Source organism: Aureispira sp. CCB-QB1 (assembly GCF_000724545.1).
Lineage (GTDB): Bacteria > Bacteroidota > Bacteroidia > Chitinophagales > Saprospiraceae > Aureispira.
Genome location: NZ_JHBV01000031.1, coordinates 200,541 through 220,073, shown reverse-complemented (window position 1 = coordinate 220,073; position 19,533 = coordinate 200,541). Strand labels below are relative to the sequence as shown.

Sequence of the window (19,533 nt, the reverse complement as noted above, 5' to 3'; positions counted from 1 at the left end):
AAAACCACACTATTTAGTTCCATTCAACGAACTTTTTAATGATTTTATTTTGCATAACATCAAGCAAGGGAGTTTGCATTTATCTACAGTTTGTTCAACAATTTCATCTATTTGAGGTATGAATTTGGAGAAAACAATTGCTCTGCTATACATCAATGTTAGAGCAAAAGTGCAGCAAGCTGTTATTTAATTTTCTATAATTTGTTAGAAAGGTAGGTAACAACAATAAAGCAATTATATTCTCAATCGTTGAGATGCCTTTTCTGTTGCTTATACACCAAACTTCAACAAGTTATTGTATTTAGTTGGTAAGTCTATTATACCCCATAAGGAGCTCTTTGTTTGGTTGATTGTTGTTTTGTAAAAAAACAAAATTCCTCAACTATAACTTATAAGACTCCATGATAAAAAACCACAACACATAAACAAATAAAGTTTGCTGTTTTGTGTGGACAATAGTTTGATTATATAAAAAACAACAATTATTTAATCTATCAAGTCTTATCGTAGTTACATGGTTAATTACATATACTTAATAGTATAATTTTCATTGATTTATTCACTTAATTTCATTTAACCTACCTTTGTATGTACGACATACTTCAATTAAATCAGATGCTCGTTCCTGAGCTAAGAGAAATAGCTGAGACGCTGGAGATGAAAGGATATAAGAGACTCACCAAAAAAGAGCTGATTTATAAAATCTTGGACTTCCAAGCAATTAAAGGAGATACTATCTCTACTTCAACAACTCCTACAGAAGAAAAAAAGGTTGCAAAAACAACCCGAACTAGAACACCTAGGACAACAAAAACTCAAAAAGTTGCTGTTGCTGAAAAGGAAAAGTCAAAAGTTGAAAAAACTTCTAAGACAACAGAAGAACCAACAAAACGTAGAAGAGTTCGCAAGACAGAAAACAGAGAGTCAGCAGATACTAACACAACCAATAAAGAAACGGAAGTCGCTAAAAAGACTGAAGAGAAAAAAGTTGCTGTTCCAGAAAAGAAAGAAGAGCGTTCTACTCCTCGTAACAGTACGAATAGTAATAGTAGTAATAACAAAAAGGAGCCTAAAAAACCTAGAAGCACCTCTCATAAAGAGAAATTCAACAAATCTGCTAAGTTTAATATTGACTTAGATGGTGTTGTATCGGGAGAAGGTGTGCTAGAAATGATGTCAGAAGGATATGGCTTTTTGCGTTCTTCAGACTACAACTACTTAACCTCTCCAGATGACATTTATGTTTCGCCTTCTCAAATCAAGTTATTTGGCTTGAAAACAGGTGATTCTATAGAAGGAGCCATCCGCCCTCCCAAAGAAGGGGAAAAATATTTTGCCTTGCTAAAGGTTGAAAAGATTAATGGTTGGAGTCCTGAAGAAATTCGTGACCGTGTTCACTTTGATCACTTAACGCCTTTATTTCCTGAGCAAAAACTAAATATTGTTCAGAAGAGTAAACCCAATTTGTATTCTACTCGTATCATGGATTTGTTTACTCCTATTGGGAAAGGTCAACGTGGTCTTATTGTTGCCCAACCCAAAACAGGTAAAACATTCTTGCTGAAAGATGTCGCTAATGCTATTGCAGAAAATCACCCAGAGTGTTATTTGATTATTCTATTAGTCGATGAACGCCCAGAAGAGGTGACAGATATGCAACGTAGCGTGCGTGCTGAAGTTATTGGTTCTACTTTTGACGCTCATCCAGAAAATCACGTTCGTGTTGCCAATATTGTTTTGGAAAAAGCAAAACGTATGGTAGAATGTGGGCATGATGTTGTCATCTTATTAGATTCTATCACGCGTTTGGCAAGAGCTCATAATACAGTATCTCCTTCTAGTGGAAAAGTATTGTCTGGTGGTGTGGAAGCGAGTGCATTGTTAAAACCTAAAAAATTCTTTGGGGCAGCTCGTAATATCGAAGATGGTGGTTCTTTGACTATCTTAGCGACAGCTTTGATTGATACTGGTTCCAAAATGGATGAGGTTATCTTTGAAGAGTTTAAAGGTACAGGTAACTTAGAATTGCAATTAGACAGAAAATTAGCCAATAGACGTACTTATCCTGCTATTGATTTGACCAAATCAAGTACGCGCCGTGATGATTTATTGCATCACCCAGATGTTATCAATAAAATGATTATCCTTCGTCGCTATCTTGCAGATATGAAAACAGAAGAAGCAATGGACTTTTTATTAAGTCGCATGAAAGGCACACATAGTAACGATGAGTTTTTGCACTCTATGACTAAATAATAAGATAGAATTCCAAAATGAATGCCTCTCGATTTTTTTGAGAGGCATTTTTTTATGTCACCAAATGATCAGATTTGGTATTAGATTTGTGCGTTTTAATTTACAACACTATTCACACTTCTTTATATTCCCACATGAACAGTATCTACATCTTTGCAGGCTTAATTGGTCTGCTTTTAATTCCTTATTTGACTCAAAATCCCTTTGATTGGCACCAGACTCAAGTTCTAAAAGAAGGGTCAACAACCTATTATATCATTCCAGAGCTAGAGTTGAATACCTTTCAAGAAAACTCCTCCCATTTGTTTACGATTGAGCCTGTTCTCGAAGCATCATCTCAGAAACAGAGTTTTCAATGGGGCAAAAATACAGAGCGCATACAAACTCGTGTGGCAGAACTTCGCCAAGAATCGAGTATGTTTAATCAAATTTTAACCCATTTAGAAGAATCTGAATATCCTTATTCTATTAATAATACGCCTGTCAAAGATGCTTATGGTACTTATTCTTCTAAAAACGGTACGCTCAAATTTGGGGTAGACCAAATGCATGATTTTTTCTTTGATGCCACTATTATCGAAGAATTTGCCCACGCTTATCAAGCTCTTTATTATAATTATACGCATGGGCGATACCGTGCCAAGCGAGAACAAGAAAGCTTGCAGCAAGGCAAAGACTATTCTAAAGCTAGAAAAAAAGGACTTTTAAACTGGAAAAAATTTGGTCAAAAACATGCTTTTATCGAAAGTGAGGCAAAATTAATGACTTATTTTATTCAACATCAAACCTGTGGTATCTCGGTTCAAGATATTATAGATACAGATGATTATAATACTGGTGGAAAAGGACGGAAAATTATTCATCGTTATCTCAAGAGAAACACACTTTATTCCAATGGAACTACCACAAAACGTCTTGGGCACTTAGCTTTTTATTGGATAGATTTGCCTACCTTTGCTTTGTACCAACAGCAGTTTGTACAACATTGGCGTCGCAAAGCGCCTGGTTCCAGCTATACCATTGGCTACTTCTATCATAAACCTGACGCTTTAAACAACATTTATCAACCTATTTGCAAAGCAAGTCCTGCTCTAATAGATAAAAAACAAATGGTCATAAAACCATGAGTACATCTATTCTCTAGCCGTAAATTAGGTCCAAACACCTTTTAATTTCCCCCTATGAAAACGATACGTTTATTTATTCTATTGGTACTACTTTTGGGTTATACCTTTGTATTTGCACAAAAAAAACTACACTGCAAAGAAACTGGTTTTTATAAAAAACCATTAAAAATATGTTTTCCTTCTTGTGTCAAAACCATATTAGAGGAACAATGTAGTGAAACACTAAAGGGCTTTACAGGACAAGTTGAATTTAAGTTAGTCATTTCTATTCCACAAGAAAAGGTCTTAAATACATACCTTTTTATTCATGACAAAAACGAACCTCTCAATCCTAAACAACGCATTAGTATAAAAAAGGCACTTAAAAATATCCCTTTATTATTCTTAGGGAAAGAGTCTAATGAACGGCAAGCCAAGCCTAATTTTTTTTACAAAACGAGTTGGGTCTATTCAGTAATAGATGGTCATTTCAAAAGTTTGTGAATTTCCTTTTGTTCCTCTATCTAGAATTGATTATTTTTAACCAATACGGGGTTACGTTTTAGTTCTGTGTTATGCTCCATGAGATTGCAAGCTTAGTTTTTCATTCAATAATGTACTTCACCCAAAACATCAATACAACACAATGGATATTATTTACATCGTAAAAGCACTAATGATTGGTTCTATGGGAGCGGGAGGGTTTTACTTTCTTATTTCCTTTCTCTTACATTATTTTCCACTCCCCTTGTTTCTTAAAACACAAAACGTAGTCGATGCATGGGCTATAAAACATTACAAAACAGAAAAAGCATTGGATAAAATCTGGAATGTTGGAAATAAAGTTGCTCAAATTACGGTTACGTTTATGTGGTTGGTAATATTGGCTGCCTATGTCTATCTCTTATATCAAGTCTTGTCTTTTTATATTCCTATTGATAATAGGAGTACACTTTTTCTTTATTATTATTTAATTGCGATTGCCCTTCCTATCGTTTGGATTTTATTTCGAATTGCTACGTACGCATGGGCTAAAAGAAAAGCCAATCAACTATCTCCACCTGTTAAAACACCTCCTCGAAAAACGCTTATTGAGCAAATGGAAGGTAAATAACTAGCTCCAATCTATAAATTGGGCAACAAAAAACAAAAAAGCTACCCTCAAATGAAAGTAGCCTTATATTATTATAAATCACTAATTTTTGCCATTAGCAGACTTTGTCTGCACAGCTAGAACTAGCAAAAGCATTTGGTTTTGCTTTAAATTCATAGCCCATTCCTTTGATATACCCCATAGCTTCTTTCAGTGCTACGTTTGATTTAAAGCTTGCATCTGTATTGATGTCGGCATGAATTTCTAAAGAAATAGCATACTTATCCCATATTTCAGATAGCTCGTAGGCTAGGGTTACCGATTTACTCACCTCGTGAATCATTCGTTCTTTGATCGCCATTTTTTGCGTTAAAATCTCGCTTTTTATAAACATAAAACCTCCTTTTCCTTCTCGCAAAAATACAATAACGGTCGCAAAGCCGATGTTTTTACCACGTACTTGCGAATCTGTTCCAATACAAATTTTTAGTTGGTGACCTGCTTCCAATTCTTTTTGAATGGTTTTTTCTACAGCTTCTTTGATAGGCAACAAAATTCTGCTCCCATTTAGTCTGCGCCAGCTCATGTCTTCTCAGTTTTGAAGTTAAAAAATACTTGGATGTATGTTTTATGCTATGCTCCTTCGAAGTTAACCACGAAGTTTTGTCGATAGGCTGTTATTTGTGATTAACAGCAATATTCGTTCCTTATTATTTATTGGTTTTCAATGTGTTTTTGATGTGACGTTCCTTGGTTAAACTCCTCTTTATAGAGATAAGTTCCAATTATTAAGTTATTTTTATGTCAACAGAATGTTAGGAAGTTGATGGCATGGGGGGATTCGTGTCAATATGGTAATCCATTGACATCAAAAAGATTAAGCATTTTTTTGTTAAAATGTGTGTATTTCGAGTCTATCGAAACACAAATAAGCGGTTGCTATCTAATTTAATTAGCAAACCCATTAGAATGGAGAAAGAGAGTAATGAGGAGCCTCCATAGCTGATAAATGGTAGTGGTATTCCAATAACAGGCACCAAACCTGTTGTCATACCAATATTGATAAAGACATGAAAAAACAAAATGCAAGCAACCCCTAACGCATAGTATTTTGTAAACAAAGAACGTTGGCGTTGTGCAATAAATAAAATACGTAAGATAAGCGCAAAAAAGACTAAAATAATAAAGGTTGTTCCAACAAATCCCCATTCTTCTCCAACAGTACAAAAAATAAAGTCTGTCGATTGCTCAGGCACATAGTCTAACTTGGTGCGCTCTCCTTGCAAAAAACCTTTGCCAGCCCAACCCCCAGAACCAATAGCAAATTTTGACTGCTCTACATTGTATAAAGGTCCCAAAGGATGGCATTTTTCTGGTCGGAGCCATACCCAAATACGCTCTTGCCTATGCCCTCCTATCAAATTATTAACAATATAATTGACCGACGTAGAAAAAAGAATAGCCGCAGTTACTAAGAGCGAGACAAAAAAGCTGTTTTCCCATTTTTTATCCCCAATATTTACCAAAGCCAATACAACTAAAACTAATCCATTAACTCCTGTAATTAAAATATAACGACTCTCATCAAAAAATAAATACGTCAAAATAGCTTCTATAAGAATAAGCCCCAACCACAAATCTTCTTTTCGCCAAGATTTTAGCAGTACTATATTGCCAACCAACAAGATAGTATTAATAAGCCACCACGTTTCGTCATATAATAACGCAGAAATAGCCAAAGCCGCTACCACCAAACCTAGTATATAAATCCAAGCATCCATCCCTGCTCTGAATAGTAAAATAAAGAAAGCAAAATAAACTAGGGTTGATCCTGCATCTCCCTGTAAGAGGACTAACAATACAGGTAACAATACAATCCCTAGCGCAATCAATTTTGTTCTTAGTTCTTGCATTCGTGCAGTGGGCATTGCCAAATAGGCTGATAACATGATACAGGTCGTTACTTTTGCAAATTCGGAAGGTTGAAATCGAAAGCCACCTATATCAAACCAAGAAGTTGCTCCGTTAATAGGAGTGGTAAATAAAACAGCAATTAGCAAGAGGATAGTAATTCCATAAAAAACAGGCGCAAACGTTTGGTAAATCCTTAGCTCAACCAATTGAATTATTCCAACTAGCACCATTCCTACAGTAATCCACAACAACTGCTTCCCATAGTTTTTCTTCAAGTCGTACAAACTAGTAAATGAATCCTCATCCAAATAGCCTGCTGCAAAAATCATCATCCAACCACAAAAAACTAAGATTCCCCACAGTGCTATGGTAATCCAATCATATCCTCCAATATCTGAATCTCTACCTTGACGCATATACTCTATCTAAAATTAATTGTTTTGTTTAAATACTATTGTTCTTTGGATTATGAAATTAAGGAACAGAAGAGTACGATGGTTTTTCTCGTTTAACTAGATCCGCATTTAGCATCCTTTTTTCCAACGATTTTCGTTGAGGGCTTTCGATGCTTCCTTTTATGTATTTCTCAATCATCAAACTAGAGATTGGTGCCGCATAGGTAGATCCAAATCCTCCATTTTCTACATAAACAGCAATGGCAATTTTAGGATTTTCTCTAGGAGCAAAAGCAATAAACGTAGAGTGGTCTTTTCCCTTGTTATTCTCCACGGTTCCCGTTTTGCCACACATCGTAATATCTGGGATTCGAGAACGAGCTCCAGTTCCAGCAGTTACCACTCTTGCCATCCCGTCAACAACAGGCTCAAAATGCATGGGATGTACCTTCGTGTAATGTCTTTCTTTAAAATGATCCAATATTCCAGAAGTATCTCCTTCAAATTCTTTGGCAAAATGAGGGGTATAATAATAGCCTCTATTAGCAATAATCGCAGCCATATTTGCCATTTGCAAAGGAGTTATCAATAATTCTCCCTGTCCAATACCAACCGATACAGCTGTTGAGAACTTCCAAGTTCCTTTCCCGTGTTTTTTGTTATAATAAGCAGCCGTTGGAACGTGTCCAGATGCTTCGTGCGGCAAGTCAACCCCTAACGGTGCTCCTAATCCCCAACTGTGCAAATGTTCTGCCAGGCGATCCATGCCTTTTTCTGGATAGTAAAATCCATAAACATTGACCAACTCTCTAAAAGTTTGGCAATAATACTTGTTACAAGAATACTGAATGGCATTTCCCACATCATTAATAGCACCATGCCCATGGCATCCAATTCGCAATGATCCATAAATAAAGCCTCCACTACAAGACATTCCTCTATTGGGAGTAAGAATTCGTTCTTGCAAACCAATTGCCGATAAAGTGGTTTTAAAAATAGATCCTGGTGGGTATTGTGCCATTAAAGCACGGTTGAACAAAGGAAACAAGGAGTCGCCTTGCAGTGCCTTAAAAGCCTCTTTTCGGTTTCTATTGACAGCTAAAATAGCAGGGTCATAAGATGGAGAGCTAACCATTGCTAATATCTCTCCTGTAGAGGGCTCAATTGCAACAATTACCCCTGTTTTATTTTGCATCAATTGCTCTCCATATGCTTGTAACTCCAAATCTATCGAAGTGATTAAATCATAACCTGATACGGCAGCTTCATCCAATGCACCTTCTTTATACTTCCCTTTTCGTTTCCCCCATTTATCTTTTAAAACATGCTCTACTCCTCGAATACCTCTCAACTGTTCCTCATAAAACAACTCTAAACCACTCGTTCCTACATATTCCCCTCGTTGATACAGACCATTGGATTCTTTGATTTTCTTGGGGCTAACCTCACTGATATACCCCAACATATGCGCCCCCACATGTGCAGGATACCCCCTAACGCTCTTTAGTTGGCTTTCAAAACCAGGGAATTCGTACAAGCGTTCTTCAATAGAGGCAAATTTGTCTCCTGGAATCTGAGTCAAAAAATCAAAAGGTTTGCGCTGTGAAAAACGGCGATCGCTAAAATCCTTGTTTAGATTGGCATAAAACGTACTATCTGTAATTCCCAATAGTTTACAAAAGGCAGCTGTATCGATGTTCGCTTTGCGAACTTGGTTGTAGGTTGCTTTCAAATCATACATCGCCAAATTATAAACCAATAACTCCCCATTTCTATCTTTGAGAGCGCCTCTAGATGGGTATAAGGTTACTGCCTCTCGGTAACTATGCTGTTGCTGATAAGACTTGTCCCAAATTTGTATTTGAAAACATTTAAACACAAGCATAGCAGCACAAATTACAAATGCAACTTGCAATACCTTCTGTCTATCTTGATACAAATCTTGCATATAACTTATATTCGTTTAATTTAATGTAGTGCGTCTACTTACTTTTGCTCAAGTAATACACCTTTATCCATTGAATTAGCAGTTAGCTCTGTTACTCCCTACAGCCGTGAGCTCACATAGCTCGGTTCGCTGCTACTGCGTGGTTTCAACGACCTATTGTTGAGTTATTCTTTGGGATTGAATAAGAATTGATATAAAATAATGATTAGCATTGATAAAGCGTAAATTAAAATCCAGATTAACAACCGCAACCAAGAAAAAAGACTCAACTGCTCTAATGTTACTACCCAGATCGTATGCCATAACATCAAAATACTACTATACTGTATAAACCATCTTGTTCCTAGGTTGTATTTTGTAGGAGCTTTTCCTTTTTCATAACCTCCTCTTGGTTCTAAAATTGCTAAGACCAATGGTCGAGCAGCAGCAACAGCTACTGCTGCCGAAGCAAATAAACCTGGTGTGTTGTAAAAAGCATCAATACACAAACCATAGATAAACGCCAACAACAAGACCAAGCCATCTATCATTCCCACAGGTAATAATAAGATAAAGACAGGATAAATATAGATATCGACACTATCTACTCCTTTCAGAATAAACTGTATGATAATCAACAAAACAAATCGAATAAAATTGGCTCTAATTAAACTAGTCATTGATTACCTCCTCTTCTAATTTTAATCGTTCTTCTTTTAATAAATCGGATACTACATATACATATTGTGTACTATTTAAGTCATTAAACAAGGCTACTTTAATGCTGTAAAAGTTCACTCCAGGAGGGTGGTAAAAACTATCAATTGTTCCTATCAATATTCCTTCTGGAAAAATAGTCGAATAGCCACTTGTAACAATTGTATCACCTTTATGAATCGTAGCATGCTTGGGGACAGATTCTAAGTTCATATAACGAGAATCTAAACCATCCCAAACCATAACACCAAAATTATTGTTTCCCAAAATTTTGGCACTAATTCGTGTATCTAGATTTAAGATAGACATCGCTACTGCATAATTTCGGCTCACTTTCTGTACGACCCCAACAATGCCCATCCCATTGCCATTCAAAACCCCCGAATTAGCTTTTAAGCCTTGTGCAGCCCCTTTGTTGATCGTAATAAAATTTCTAGGTCGATGGATTGTGTTGTTGACAACTTTGGCGTCATGGTATCGATAATATTGCTGCAAAGTAGTATCTTTTATGGTGCTGGTCTGAATCAAGGAACTAAACTTTGAATTTGGCAGCCGCATTTTTAATTCAGCATTTTCTCTTGCCAAACTATCATTAACCGCAGAGAGATTCCAATATCGTGCTACTCGACTAGTCGATTCATAAACACCACCAATCAAACCATTGGCTGAGCTTAAAAAAGCTTGTGTATTTGCATTACTATTTCTTGTAAAATAAATCGACAATGCAATCACCTCTAATAGAAAAAAGGCAAACACACCATTATATTTTATAAAAAATAAGAATATCCGCTGCATAATGTACTAAATCAGATAGGTAGGAAACGAAAACCATCCATCCTTACAATAGGATCGTTTTATCAAAGCTTAAGATGGAGGTAGAGTTTTTTTAAAAAAATTGCCGAATTTACAACACTAAAAAAAGGGTGGCAAATTCGGCAATTGTAGCTATTGGTAACCAAAGCTTTTTTTGATCATCAGCTTTAATTACATATTCTTGTGTGTAATCAAGAAAGAGTATTTAACTCTATTTTTAAGTGCAATACCTGTACCACGAACAACAGCACGAAGAGGATCTTCAGCAACATGTACAGGTAATTTGGTTTTTTGAGCAATGCGCTTGTCCAATCCTCTCAACAAAGCACCACCACCAGTTAAGTACAACCCTGTTTGATAAATATCCGCAGCAAGCTCTGGAGGCGTATTTTCCAATGCTTTTAGAATAGCATCTTCAATTTTTGAGATAGATTTATCCAAACAATGGCTGATTTCATTATAAGAAACCATGATTTGTTTTGGAATACCAGTCATCAAGTCTCGACCATTAACCGCATAATCTTCTGGTGGTACTTCTAACTCATGCAAAGCAGCACCAACATTAATTTTGATTTGCTCAGACGTGCGTTCACCAATCAGTAAGTTGTGTTGACGACGCATATAATTCATAATATCAACCGTAAACTCGTCTCCTGCTGTGCGGATAGATTGATCACAAACGATTCCTGCTAGTGCAATAACAGCAATTTCTGTCGTTCCACCTCCAATATCTATAATCATGTTTCCAATCGGCTCTGTTACATCCAATCCAATTCCCAAAGCAGCAGCCATTGGTTCGTGAATAAGATACGTTTCTCTAGATCCCACATGCTCTGCCGAGTCAAATACAGCACGTTTTTCTACTTCTGTAATACCAGAAGGTATACAAATAACCATGCACATATTTCGAAACAGCCTGCGTCGATTGGGAATCATATCAATCATACCTTGAATCATACGTTCTGCTGCCTCAAAATCAGCAATAACTCCATCTTTCAGAGGGCGAACAGTACGAATCATTTGGTGGGTCTTCTCATGCATCATCATTGCCTTTCGACCAACAGCAATTACTTCGTTGGTATTTCTGTTAACGGCAACAATAGACGGCTCATCAACAATTACTTCATCATCAGCAGTAATTAGTGTATTAGCGGTCCCTAAATCTATGGCTATTTCTTGCGTAAAAAAACTGAAGAAATTTTTCATTCTTATCTATAAAAGGATTGAGTGTTTGCGAAACTAGTTTAAATTGATCGTGTATTCATCTAGGGGTCTAAACTTAAGTCAGTTTCTATTAAATTAGTATTTCTTTTTCAAGTTGTTACGATAGTCGTCTTATTTAGCACAAATTTACCAATTATAAGTAGTTCAACAAAAAATTAACCTACATTTTTGGTATAGTTTAGGATAATAATACTTTGTTAATTTATAGAGTCATTAATCCTCTATTTGACACAAAATAAAACGATCAAACTATTACTTGTTATAAATAAGTTACTAAAAGTAACTTATGGTGGTTCATCTTTTTACATAATAAGACTTTTTGTTGATAAATTAGTCTTACTAGTACTTTTTCTCATTTTTATTACCTTTTTTTTTCAAAAAGGATAAACTTTCTACAATCAGTTCTTGGGTATGCTTAGGCAAATGTTTTTTATCAAAAGGATGCTGTCCTCCAAAAACATGATTGGCACCATCAATAAGACATAATTCTGCATTGGCAGCATGTTCTAACAAGTAGTTAGCAGCGTCTACAGGTACGGCAGGATCAGCACTTCCATGTACAATCAAATACGGTTTGTTCAAATCTTGCAAAGTATTTTTGATAGACAATCGTTTGGCATTTTTTTGATAATCTTCAAATAACTGATAATAAAGTGGCATATTTTGTTTGGTTCTACCATTCAATACATAATAAACACCATCTTTTTCCCATTGTTTTATCTTTTCTTCTTCCTGTTGCCAAGCATAATTCAACTCATGTACCCCTGCCCACGTAATGACTCGTTGCACATAATCATTTTCTTTGGTAGCAATTAGCGCAATTGGTCCTCCTCTACTATGTCCAATTAGATTAATATCCTTGGTGTTACAATTAATTTTTGAACGCAATTCTTGTGCTTGAACAATCCAATCCAACACAGTTTGCAAGTCATCTAATTCCTTACTATAATTATTTTGCCCAAAAGCCTCCAAGTCTACAAAATCAAGAGGATTGTCTGGTGTTGTTCCATTGTGTGAAAAGTTGAACTTTACAAAACAATATCCTGCTTCTACAAACTTTTTAGCAATTGCTTCCCAATGCCCCCAATCTTTGAAACCTTTGAATCCATGAGCAAAAACAAGAATGGGTAAAGGAGCAATTGAAGTTTTCCAGTAGATATCTACAGGAATTGACTTTCCGTATTTACCTTTTAATAAATGGTTGTTGATTTGATCCATTTGATTCTATTCTTAATGCTTTACAAATTTCTTACTTAAAGGTAATTTTTTTCTTATTTTTCACGACCTTTTTTGGGTTTGTATTATTAAACGGTTCATAACTTTAGTAACTGGTCGCTCTAGAGTTTAACGGAATTAAACGCAGCACTTAATTTAGATTTCAAGCACTGACATCCCGCACAACAAAGCACTGATATTCAACAACAATTGTTTATTTCCTCTTACTTTTTAGAATAATTTGCTAAAACCATATTAAGGAAGCAAAAAATCAATCGTATAAAACCACCTCAAACTTCCTCCTTTCATACTCCTTAATAGACTCTGTAACAAACTATTAAAAGCCTACTACACCAAGTAAATTCATAACATTTTATATTTTCAATAAAAATTGAAAATAAAGTTTTTTTTTACTATTTTTGTATAACGAATGTTGCTATTTTTTTATAAAAATTTGATTCTTTGTTTATTTAAAAGCAAAAAATAAAATTCTATAAAACTGATAACCAACAAAATACCATTACTTTTGCTAACATTATGAATATTTAAAGCAAGTAATGGATAAAACAAAAGGATAGAAAAGGTGTTCTAAGAAATACTACTACTATGAACATGTTCATTTTCGTTTCCAATCATAAACAGAGGCTTAGCTCTATTTGACTTTTAGTGCATGATAAAATCATTGTCCAATATACAAGCACCTATTGATACCGAAATTAAGGAATTTCATCGGCGTTTTAAAAACGCAATGAAAAGTGATGTTCCTTTACTAGATACGGTGACCAACTTCATTGTCCGTCGCAAGGGCAAACAAATGCGTCCAATGTTTATTTTCTTAAGTGCCAAGGTATGTGGTGACGTCAACGACTTGACTTATCATGCTGCTAGTTTGGTTGAATTATTACATACGGCCACGCTTATTCATGATGATGTAGTTGACGACTCGATGCAACGCAGAGGTTTTTTCTCATTAAATGCATTGTGGGGCAATAAAATATCTGTTTTGGTAGGAGATTATCTACTTTCTAAAGGTCTCTTACTTTCTATTGAGAATAATGCGATCAATTTATTAAAAATAACTTCCAATGCCGTTCAAGAAATGAGCGAAGGAGAGCTATTGCAAATTGAAAAAGCACGTCGATTGGACATTAAGGAGGAAGTATATTTCCAAATCATACGTAAAAAAACGGCTTCACTCATAGCTTCTGCTTGTGCTAGTGGGGCTGCCTCTACCACTTCCGATGAAGCTGTTATCCAAAAAATGCATGATTTTGGTGAAAAAATTGGCATTGCTTTCCAAATTCGAGATGATTTATTTGATTTTGGTGATGGAGATGCAGGCAAGCCTCAAGGCAATGATATTCAAGAAAAGAAAATGACTTTACCCTTGATTCATGCACTTAACATGACAACAAAGGAACAGCGAAATTATATTATTAATATTATAAAAAATGAGAACACGAATCCTAAAAAAATTCGGGAAGTAACCGACTTTGTTTTAGCGAGTCCAGGTATTGAGTATGCTCGACAAATGATGTATCAATACCGTACAGAAGCTTTCGAAATCTTGAGAACCTTACCTTTTTCTGATGCTAGAACTTCTTTGGAAGATTTGGTCAATTATGTAACAGAACGAAAAAAGTAACCTTTTCACTCTAATAAGCATACAAAAGGCATATTATATGCTAAACATTTGTCATACAGGTGCTTCTAACAACGACAAATGCTTGTTGGCATTCCCTAAACACACCACTACTCAAAATAATCCTTAAACTACTATTGTTTATTATAAATTATTTTGTATCATAGTTTTGAGACTGCGCATATGCTAAACTATTACAACAATATATAGTTTTATATGGAGTGGTCAATTTACAATTGTTCTTTATTTCTTATTACCTGCATCTATCTCAACTCTGTGCAACATACACTTCAATTTCAAAGTACTGTTTCTGTTTTTCTTACTTATCTTATTTTAAAAGCCGCTCCTGCTGTTGCCGTTGTCTATTACTTTTTCACTTGGCAACTAGCTATCTTAAGCGCTGTTTTACTATTAGCTATTATTTTAGCACACTCTGCGTATACCAATCACAACTTTCAGATTAGCAAACACGACATTCAAATATCTCCTAGTATTTCTATTACCCAACAAGTACAGACGTTTGACTACAAATCGATAGAATACATAGAAATAAAATATTCTCAAGAAAAAGACAACAAACAATGGTTGGCGATTCAACTCAAAAACAACTCTAAAATACATCGCTTCCGTTGTGATTGGTTGCATATGCAAGACCCACCTGACGAAGATGAAGACGATCACGGACATCCTGAACATGAGTTATTTGAGCTCTTGGAGGATGAAGATTTCTATGAAGGCTCTTTACAACAGTTAAGTACAGAATTAAGAAATAGAGGTGTTGAGGTTAGAGAAGTTTGATACACTTCATTTTTTAACTTTTTTCTACATATTTCTTTAGGTTATACATAGAATTGTAGGGATTATCCACTACCGCAGAATTAGCCAACCAATCAGGAATACTACCACCAGGTTCAGCTACACATTGCTGAATCACTTCTGTCCACCCATTGCCTTTATCTCGAATCAACCAATGCCCTTTTAAACGCTCGACCCGCACAATACCATCGTATACAGGAGCTTTTGCATGTGATTTGATAATGGTCATATCAACTCTCGCAGTATTAGCACTAGGATAAGAAAACGAAAACCGTGTAATATTATCCCGATCTGCTACGGGCCAAGGGGCATCTACCTTATTATAAATAGCCACTTCTTCGCTGTGAGGGCGTTCGATTTCTCTAATTTCAATAGAATTGTATGCCCACTCATATCTACTTGGGACATCTTTAAGCGCTGCGACTACTTTAGACAAGCTTGTTTGGACATTCATCACCACTTTATACTCTTTAATTCCCCACCCTTCTATCTTTCGAGTGTATACTTTAACACCATTTTTATCTTTGGCCAATGTCCATTCTTGTCCTTGAACGGAGTAAACATTACTTAACAGTAATAAAATTAGTACAAAATGTTGCAATTTCATGTTTCTATTTTTGGTTTAAGTGGAATAAAAGCGACAAACAAACTGTTTTTCATCTATTTAAAAATAATACTTTAAAGCCAATTATGTTCTATTTTTTTGAATTTTAACCCTTTTTTTTCAAAAAAAATGAATAAAAATTATTTTGTTTGAAACTTTTTGTTTTACTTTGGCGTATAAACAATACAAGAACAAACAACAAAACCAAAATGTTTGTTTTTCTTTATTGAACAATAAAAAAGGAACTATGACAGAAAAAGAATTGCTAAATCAACGTTTTAAAATTGTCTTCCAACATCTGGTAGAGAAAGGAGAAGTTGTCAAAAGCTCTAGAGAAAAAGGTATGTCTAGTTTTGCAGAAAAAATTATGGGCAATAAGAGTTATGGACATATCATCAGAGCTTATCTAAAAGATAGTGATTCCAGAACAATTACTTACCCACAAGCCAAACGCTTGGTTAAATACTATGGTGTCAACTGGTCTTATATGTTTGAAGGAAAAGGCGAAATCTTTGTTTCAAACAAAGAGGAAGGTAACTTCTCTTCTCAAGAACTCTCTGCTGGCTCGCCAAAATCAGACGATGTTTTTACAAAAACAAACGTTCCCAAACACAAAACTAATATTGTATTTTCTTCCATTTCTGCTTTTGCTAGTAGTACCGTAGATGTTGGGGTACATGAAGATTCCGAACGATTCTATATTCCAGGAATGCAAGGAGAACATATTGCCTTTTATATCAAAGGAGAATCCATGACTCCTACGATTGCTGATGGGGATATGGTTATCTGTCGTTCTTTAGATTCAAACGAGCGAATTATTGAAAATGAAATTTATGCTATTGTTACTTCTAGTGGTAATGTAATGGTCAAACGAGTTCAAAAAATTCTAAACAAACACCGCCAATTACAAGGAATTAAGTGTATTTCTGATAATTATTTAGAACACGATCCATTTACCCTTTCTATTAATGAAGTTCAAAAACTGCTTAAGGTAGAACGTAAGCTAACCGAAATAGGGCTTTAAAGCTACTGCTAACATTCCCTCTCATTTATTTTATTCTTCTTATATCATAAAACCTTCTGTTATGAATAATTTAGCTTTCTATATTCAAGGAAATTCGATGGCACCAACAATCTCTAATGGTGATATGGTTATCTGTAGAGAACTAGAACCTTTCGAGAACATAGAAGAAAATGAGCTTTATGCTATCATCACCACAACAGGTGCCGTTATGGTCAAACGAGTTCAAAAAGTAAAATGGAATGGAAACAGCCAAATCAGACAACTAAATTTAGCCTCAGACAATGCCTTAGAAGGAGCTGCCCTCCAAATTTCAGGGTATAATATTCGAACACTCCTAAAAGTAGAACAGCGCTTACCTGTTACGGCTTAATCTAATATAATAATCCATCTAATTGCCAATAGAACATCTCGTTGCCAATTAGTTTGTACAATACAATAAGAGCTTTTAGCTAATGGGCTCTTATCGACGCACTTATTCAATTTTTATACTTTAAAAACATCCAAACTTAAACTACTTTTATTGCTCCCTAAAACTTTAAAATAACCCATTCTTATAACACATTAAAACCTACTGCCTATAAGTTAAACTGATTTTTAATTTGCTAAGTTCGAGAACATAAAACTGCCTTCCATGCCGCAATGGGAAGGCAGTTTTTTTTGTATTAAGGCACCATTCCCATCAATGATGTCATCTAAAGAAGTACAATCATACTCATTCTTATGAAAGCACTCTACTTATTCTTTACGCTCTTATATACTTCTTATCTTTTTTCTCAAGAATTGTCAAAGACCACGGCAATACAAGCCCCTTCTATAATTCTAGAAGATAGCATCCCTACCATTTTTAGAATTACTGAGCAAATGCCTATGTTTCGAGATACTAGCTGTCATGCTACTTCTTATCAGAAACAAAAAACATGTTCAGACCAAAAATTACTACAGTTTATTTATAATCATATTAATTATCCTTCTACACTTTTAGAAATGGGCTTAGAAGCTACAGTTGTTATTTCTTTTGTTGTGCAAGCCAATGGATATCTAGATGATTTTAAAATCATAAGAGGAAATAGTAATCCAGTATTCGCACTAGAATTTATCCGAGTGTTACAATTAACTACAGATCAAAATGGTCCATGGATTCCTGCTCGACACCAAGGTAGAAATGTGCCTGTTCAGATTTATTTTCCTTGCCGATTAAATTTTAACTAAAAACAGATCCTAATGAAAATACTACCTTTTATCTTGTTGATCCACTTAATCAGTACTCCACCAATTCAAGCTCAATATGATAGTTTTCCCGAACCTAATCTAAACGAAGCAGTAGGACTGCCTCCCTACGTAAATGACCTTCTGCCTTATCTTGGCAGTTGTGAAAATAATACGGATACGTATCAAGATAAAAAAGATGCCTCAGATAAAAAGTTGCTTGATTACATATATAAAACGCTTCGTTATCCTGATTCTGCTATGACCAATCAAATAGAGGGATTGGTTGTGGTTTCTTTTTTGGTAAAAAAAGATGGGTGGATAGAGCCCCAAAGCATTCAAATTCTTAGAGATATTGGCTATGGTTGTGGAGAAGAGGCGCTTAGAATTATTCAATCACTTAATCGTGAATTAGGTAGATGGGCTTTTCATGCTACTCCTTTGGATGTTCGTTTTAGTATTCCTATTCGATTTAGAATGTACTAACACGCTATAAGAACATTTCCATTTAAGGTATTTATCACTTATTTTGCCAATTAAAACTATTTAGAAGTTAAATAGCACCATTCAGAAAGTAAAACCATACATCCAGAAGACAGCGAAGCATTTAGCGTATTGTTTGTATACATTTGTAGTTAATATTATTACTCAAATTTTTAACTTGTTTATTATGAAAATGTATTCGTTAATTGCATCATTCTTATTGCTCTCTGTTTCTGGTTGGGCACAAATATATACTCCTAACAATACCATACAAGGTTCGTCCAATAACAACTATTTGGGAATTGGCACCAATACTCCCGACCGCCCTCTAACTATAAAAGGTATAAACTCTGGCAATGAACTCATCAGTTTTAAAAATAGCTCCAATCAGTACAAATGGCATATTAATCTCCGAGGCGGATTTAATCTAACAGAGACAGGTGTTTCTGATTATAGACTATTCATAAAAGATGGTGGAAATGTAGGAATTGGTACCAACACGCCTATTGCCAAATTGGATGTGAATGGCTCTTTGGTTATCCGAGGTACGGACCTTGTCTTGGGAAGAGATAATTCACGTCCTATTGGAACTAGACAAGCACAACGTGCCTTGGTTCATGACTTAGATGACAAATTAATCATCAATTATGATGGTGACTTCGAGGGAGGTGCTTTCTTTCATGGTCCTAAAGTTATCTTTCAAACAAACAAAGTTGGCATTGGTACTTCTAATATTCCCAACGAGCATACAGCCAACAATCAGCTCTATCGTCTATATGTACGAGGAGGGATCAAAACAGAAGAAGTTAAGGTAGAAATGTGTACGGGTAGTTGGTGTGATTATGTTTTTAAAGAAGATTATCAGTTAATGCCTCTAGCAGAGGTAGCCCAACACATCCAAGAAACAGGACACTTACACAAAATTGCCTCTGCTAGCACCATTGAAAAAGAAGGTTTGGAGCTAAAAAGTATGACAATCAATCAGCAAGAAAAAATTGAAGAAATTTTCTTGCACTTGATTCAACTAGAACAGCGAGTTAAGGATTTAGAGACAGAAAACAAACAATTAAAAAATGCATTGTCTAATCAAAAATAGCT

19 protein-coding genes are annotated in these 19,533 nt (G+C 35.2%); 11 read left to right on the top strand and 8 right to left on the bottom strand.

The features are described from left to right. Nucleotides 1-588: 588 nt before the first annotated feature. The 4 genes from rho to CG11_RS16855 all read left to right on the top strand — a co-directional run bounded on the left by rho (nt 589) and on the right by CG11_RS16855 (nt 4,476). Nucleotides 589-2,256 carry a transcription termination factor Rho gene (rho, locus tag CG11_RS16870; RefSeq protein WP_052597977.1) on the top strand — a complete coding sequence of 556 codons (1,668 nt, stop codon included), beginning with the start codon at nt 589-591 and terminating at the stop codon, nt 2,254-2,256. A gap of 134 nt (nt 2,257-2,390) precedes the next feature. Beyond that, nucleotides 2,391-3,383 (top strand): hypothetical protein, encoded by a 993-nt coding sequence (locus tag CG11_RS16865; protein WP_052597976.1) that lies wholly within the window; start codon nt 2,391-2,393, stop codon nt 3,381-3,383. Between the two features lie 54 nt (nt 3,384-3,437). Continuing rightward, entirely contained in the window at nt 3,438-3,866 is a 429-nt protein-coding gene (locus CG11_RS16860; protein WP_052597975.1) for a hypothetical protein, read from the top strand. A gap of 142 nt (nt 3,867-4,008) precedes the next feature. Then, a complete protein-coding gene (locus tag CG11_RS16855) occupies nt 4,009-4,476 on the top strand; it encodes a hypothetical protein (protein ID WP_052597974.1) in 468 nt (155 codons plus the stop codon). A 94-nt stretch (nt 4,477-4,570) separates the two neighbouring features. Here the strand turns inward: CG11_RS16855 and CG11_RS16850 are convergent, their stop codons facing one another. From CG11_RS16850 to CG11_RS16820, 7 genes are all read right to left on the bottom strand, one after another. Beyond that, entirely contained in the window at nt 4,571-5,041 is a 471-nt protein-coding gene (locus CG11_RS16850) for a ribonuclease H-like YkuK family protein (RefSeq protein WP_052597973.1), read from the bottom strand. Between the two features lie 328 nt (nt 5,042-5,369). After that, nucleotides 5,370-6,785, bottom strand: a complete 1,416-nt coding sequence (rodA, locus tag CG11_RS16845; RefSeq protein WP_052597972.1) for a rod shape-determining protein RodA — start codon at nt 6,783-6,785, stop codon at nt 5,370-5,372. Between the two features lie 58 nt (nt 6,786-6,843). Further along, nucleotides 6,844-8,712 (bottom strand): penicillin-binding protein 2, encoded by a 1,869-nt coding sequence (mrdA, locus tag CG11_RS16840; RefSeq protein WP_052597971.1) that lies wholly within the window; start codon nt 8,710-8,712, stop codon nt 6,844-6,846. Nucleotides 8,713-8,876: 164 nt separating this feature from the next. Then, nucleotides 8,877-9,371, bottom strand: coding sequence for a hypothetical protein (locus tag CG11_RS16835; protein WP_052597970.1), 495 nt, complete (start codon nt 9,369-9,371; stop codon nt 8,877-8,879). Beyond that, complete coding sequence (gene mreC, locus CG11_RS16830) at nt 9,364-10,203, bottom strand: rod shape-determining protein MreC (RefSeq protein ID WP_052597969.1); 840 nt, start codon at nt 10,201-10,203, stop codon at nt 9,364-9,366. The genes CG11_RS16835 and mreC overlap by 8 nt, the downstream gene beginning before the upstream one ends. Nucleotides 10,204-10,392: 189 nt before the next feature. Beyond that, nucleotides 10,393-11,427, bottom strand: coding sequence for a rod shape-determining protein (locus CG11_RS16825; protein WP_052597968.1), 1,035 nt, complete (start codon nt 11,425-11,427; stop codon nt 10,393-10,395). 357 nt (nt 11,428-11,784) lie between these two features. Then, nucleotides 11,785-12,663: a S9 family peptidase gene (locus CG11_RS16820; protein WP_052597967.1), complete on the bottom strand. Its 879-nt coding sequence runs from the start codon at nt 12,661-12,663 to the stop codon at nt 11,785-11,787. A 667-nt stretch (nt 12,664-13,330) separates the two neighbouring features. On the opposite strand from CG11_RS16820, the gene CG11_RS16815 reads away from it, so the two are divergent. Then, the gene (locus CG11_RS16815) at nt 13,331-14,305 is read left to right on the top strand and encodes a polyprenyl synthetase family protein (RefSeq protein WP_052597966.1); all 975 of its coding nucleotides are present in this window, start codon (nt 13,331-13,333) and stop codon (nt 14,303-14,305) included. 213 nt (nt 14,306-14,518) lie between these two features. After that, the gene (locus tag CG11_RS16810) at nt 14,519-15,100 is read left to right on the top strand and encodes a hypothetical protein (RefSeq protein ID WP_052597965.1); all 582 of its coding nucleotides are present in this window, start codon (nt 14,519-14,521) and stop codon (nt 15,098-15,100) included. A 13-nt stretch (nt 15,101-15,113) separates the two neighbouring features. Here the strand turns inward: CG11_RS16810 and CG11_RS16805 are convergent, their stop codons facing one another. Further along, nucleotides 15,114-15,725: an START domain-containing protein gene (locus CG11_RS16805; RefSeq protein WP_052597964.1), complete on the bottom strand. Its 612-nt coding sequence runs from the start codon at nt 15,723-15,725 to the stop codon at nt 15,114-15,116. Between the two features lie 244 nt (nt 15,726-15,969). On the opposite strand from CG11_RS16805, the gene CG11_RS16800 reads away from it, so the two are divergent. The 5 genes from CG11_RS16800 (at nt 15,970) to CG11_RS16780 (ending at nt 19,531) form a co-directional block, all read left to right on the top strand. After that, nucleotides 15,970-16,746, top strand: a complete 777-nt coding sequence (locus CG11_RS16800) for a S24 family peptidase (protein WP_063833133.1) — start codon at nt 15,970-15,972, stop codon at nt 16,744-16,746. Nucleotides 16,747-16,807: 61 nt separating this feature from the next. Further along, nucleotides 16,808-17,116 carry a S24 family peptidase gene (locus CG11_RS16795; protein WP_052597962.1) on the top strand — a complete coding sequence of 103 codons (309 nt, stop codon included), beginning with the start codon at nt 16,808-16,810 and terminating at the stop codon, nt 17,114-17,116. A 350-nt stretch (nt 17,117-17,466) separates the two neighbouring features. Continuing rightward, complete coding sequence (locus CG11_RS16790; RefSeq protein ID WP_052597961.1) at nt 17,467-17,955, top strand: energy transducer TonB; 489 nt, start codon at nt 17,467-17,469, stop codon at nt 17,953-17,955. 12 nt (nt 17,956-17,967) lie between these two features. Further along, a complete protein-coding gene (locus CG11_RS16785) occupies nt 17,968-18,438 on the top strand; it encodes an energy transducer TonB (RefSeq protein ID WP_052597960.1) in 471 nt (156 codons plus the stop codon). Nucleotides 18,439-18,622: 184 nt separating this feature from the next. Further along, nucleotides 18,623-19,531 carry a hypothetical protein gene (locus CG11_RS16780; protein ID WP_052597959.1) on the top strand — a complete coding sequence of 303 codons (909 nt, stop codon included), beginning with the start codon at nt 18,623-18,625 and terminating at the stop codon, nt 19,529-19,531. Nucleotides 19,532-19,533 lie beyond the last annotated feature (2 nt).

What these genes read in the sequence shown, in the direction of transcription:
- rho (WP_052597977.1), top strand. Translation starts at nt 589, where the DNA reads ATGTACGACATACTTCAATTAAATCAGATGCTCGTTCCTGAGCTAAGA.
- CG11_RS16865 (WP_052597976.1), top strand. Translation starts at nt 2,391, where the DNA reads ATGAACAGTATCTACATCTTTGCAGGCTTAATTGGTCTGCTTTTAATT.
- CG11_RS16860 (WP_052597975.1), top strand. Translation starts at nt 3,438, where the DNA reads ATGAAAACGATACGTTTATTTATTCTATTGGTACTACTTTTGGGTTAT.
- CG11_RS16855 (WP_052597974.1), top strand. Translation starts at nt 4,009, where the DNA reads ATGGATATTATTTACATCGTAAAAGCACTAATGATTGGTTCTATGGGA.
- CG11_RS16850 (WP_052597973.1), bottom strand. Translation starts at nt 5,041, where the DNA reads ATGAGCTGGCGCAGACTAAATGGGAGCAGAATTTTGTTGCCTATCAAA.
- rodA (WP_052597972.1), bottom strand. Translation starts at nt 6,785, where the DNA reads ATGCGTCAAGGTAGAGATTCAGATATTGGAGGATATGATTGGATTACC.
- mrdA (WP_052597971.1), bottom strand. Translation starts at nt 8,712, where the DNA reads ATGCAAGATTTGTATCAAGATAGACAGAAGGTATTGCAAGTTGCATTT.
- CG11_RS16835 (WP_052597970.1), bottom strand. Translation starts at nt 9,371, where the DNA reads ATGACTAGTTTAATTAGAGCCAATTTTATTCGATTTGTTTTGTTGATT.
- mreC (WP_052597969.1), bottom strand. Translation starts at nt 10,203, where the DNA reads ATGCAGCGGATATTCTTATTTTTTATAAAATATAATGGTGTGTTTGCC.
- CG11_RS16825 (WP_052597968.1), bottom strand. Translation starts at nt 11,427, where the DNA reads ATGAAAAATTTCTTCAGTTTTTTTACGCAAGAAATAGCCATAGATTTA.
- CG11_RS16820 (WP_052597967.1), bottom strand. Translation starts at nt 12,663, where the DNA reads ATGGATCAAATCAACAACCATTTATTAAAAGGTAAATACGGAAAGTCA.
- CG11_RS16815 (WP_052597966.1), top strand. Translation starts at nt 13,331, where the DNA reads ATGATAAAATCATTGTCCAATATACAAGCACCTATTGATACCGAAATT.
- CG11_RS16810 (WP_052597965.1), top strand. Translation starts at nt 14,519, where the DNA reads ATGGAGTGGTCAATTTACAATTGTTCTTTATTTCTTATTACCTGCATC.
- CG11_RS16805 (WP_052597964.1), bottom strand. Translation starts at nt 15,725, where the DNA reads ATGAAATTGCAACATTTTGTACTAATTTTATTACTGTTAAGTAATGTT.
- CG11_RS16800 (WP_063833133.1), top strand. Translation starts at nt 15,970, where the DNA reads ATGACAGAAAAAGAATTGCTAAATCAACGTTTTAAAATTGTCTTCCAA.
- CG11_RS16795 (WP_052597962.1), top strand. Translation starts at nt 16,808, where the DNA reads ATGAATAATTTAGCTTTCTATATTCAAGGAAATTCGATGGCACCAACA.
- CG11_RS16790 (WP_052597961.1), top strand. Translation starts at nt 17,467, where the DNA reads ATGAAAGCACTCTACTTATTCTTTACGCTCTTATATACTTCTTATCTT.
- CG11_RS16785 (WP_052597960.1), top strand. Translation starts at nt 17,968, where the DNA reads ATGAAAATACTACCTTTTATCTTGTTGATCCACTTAATCAGTACTCCA.
- CG11_RS16780 (WP_052597959.1), top strand. Translation starts at nt 18,623, where the DNA reads ATGAAAATGTATTCGTTAATTGCATCATTCTTATTGCTCTCTGTTTCT.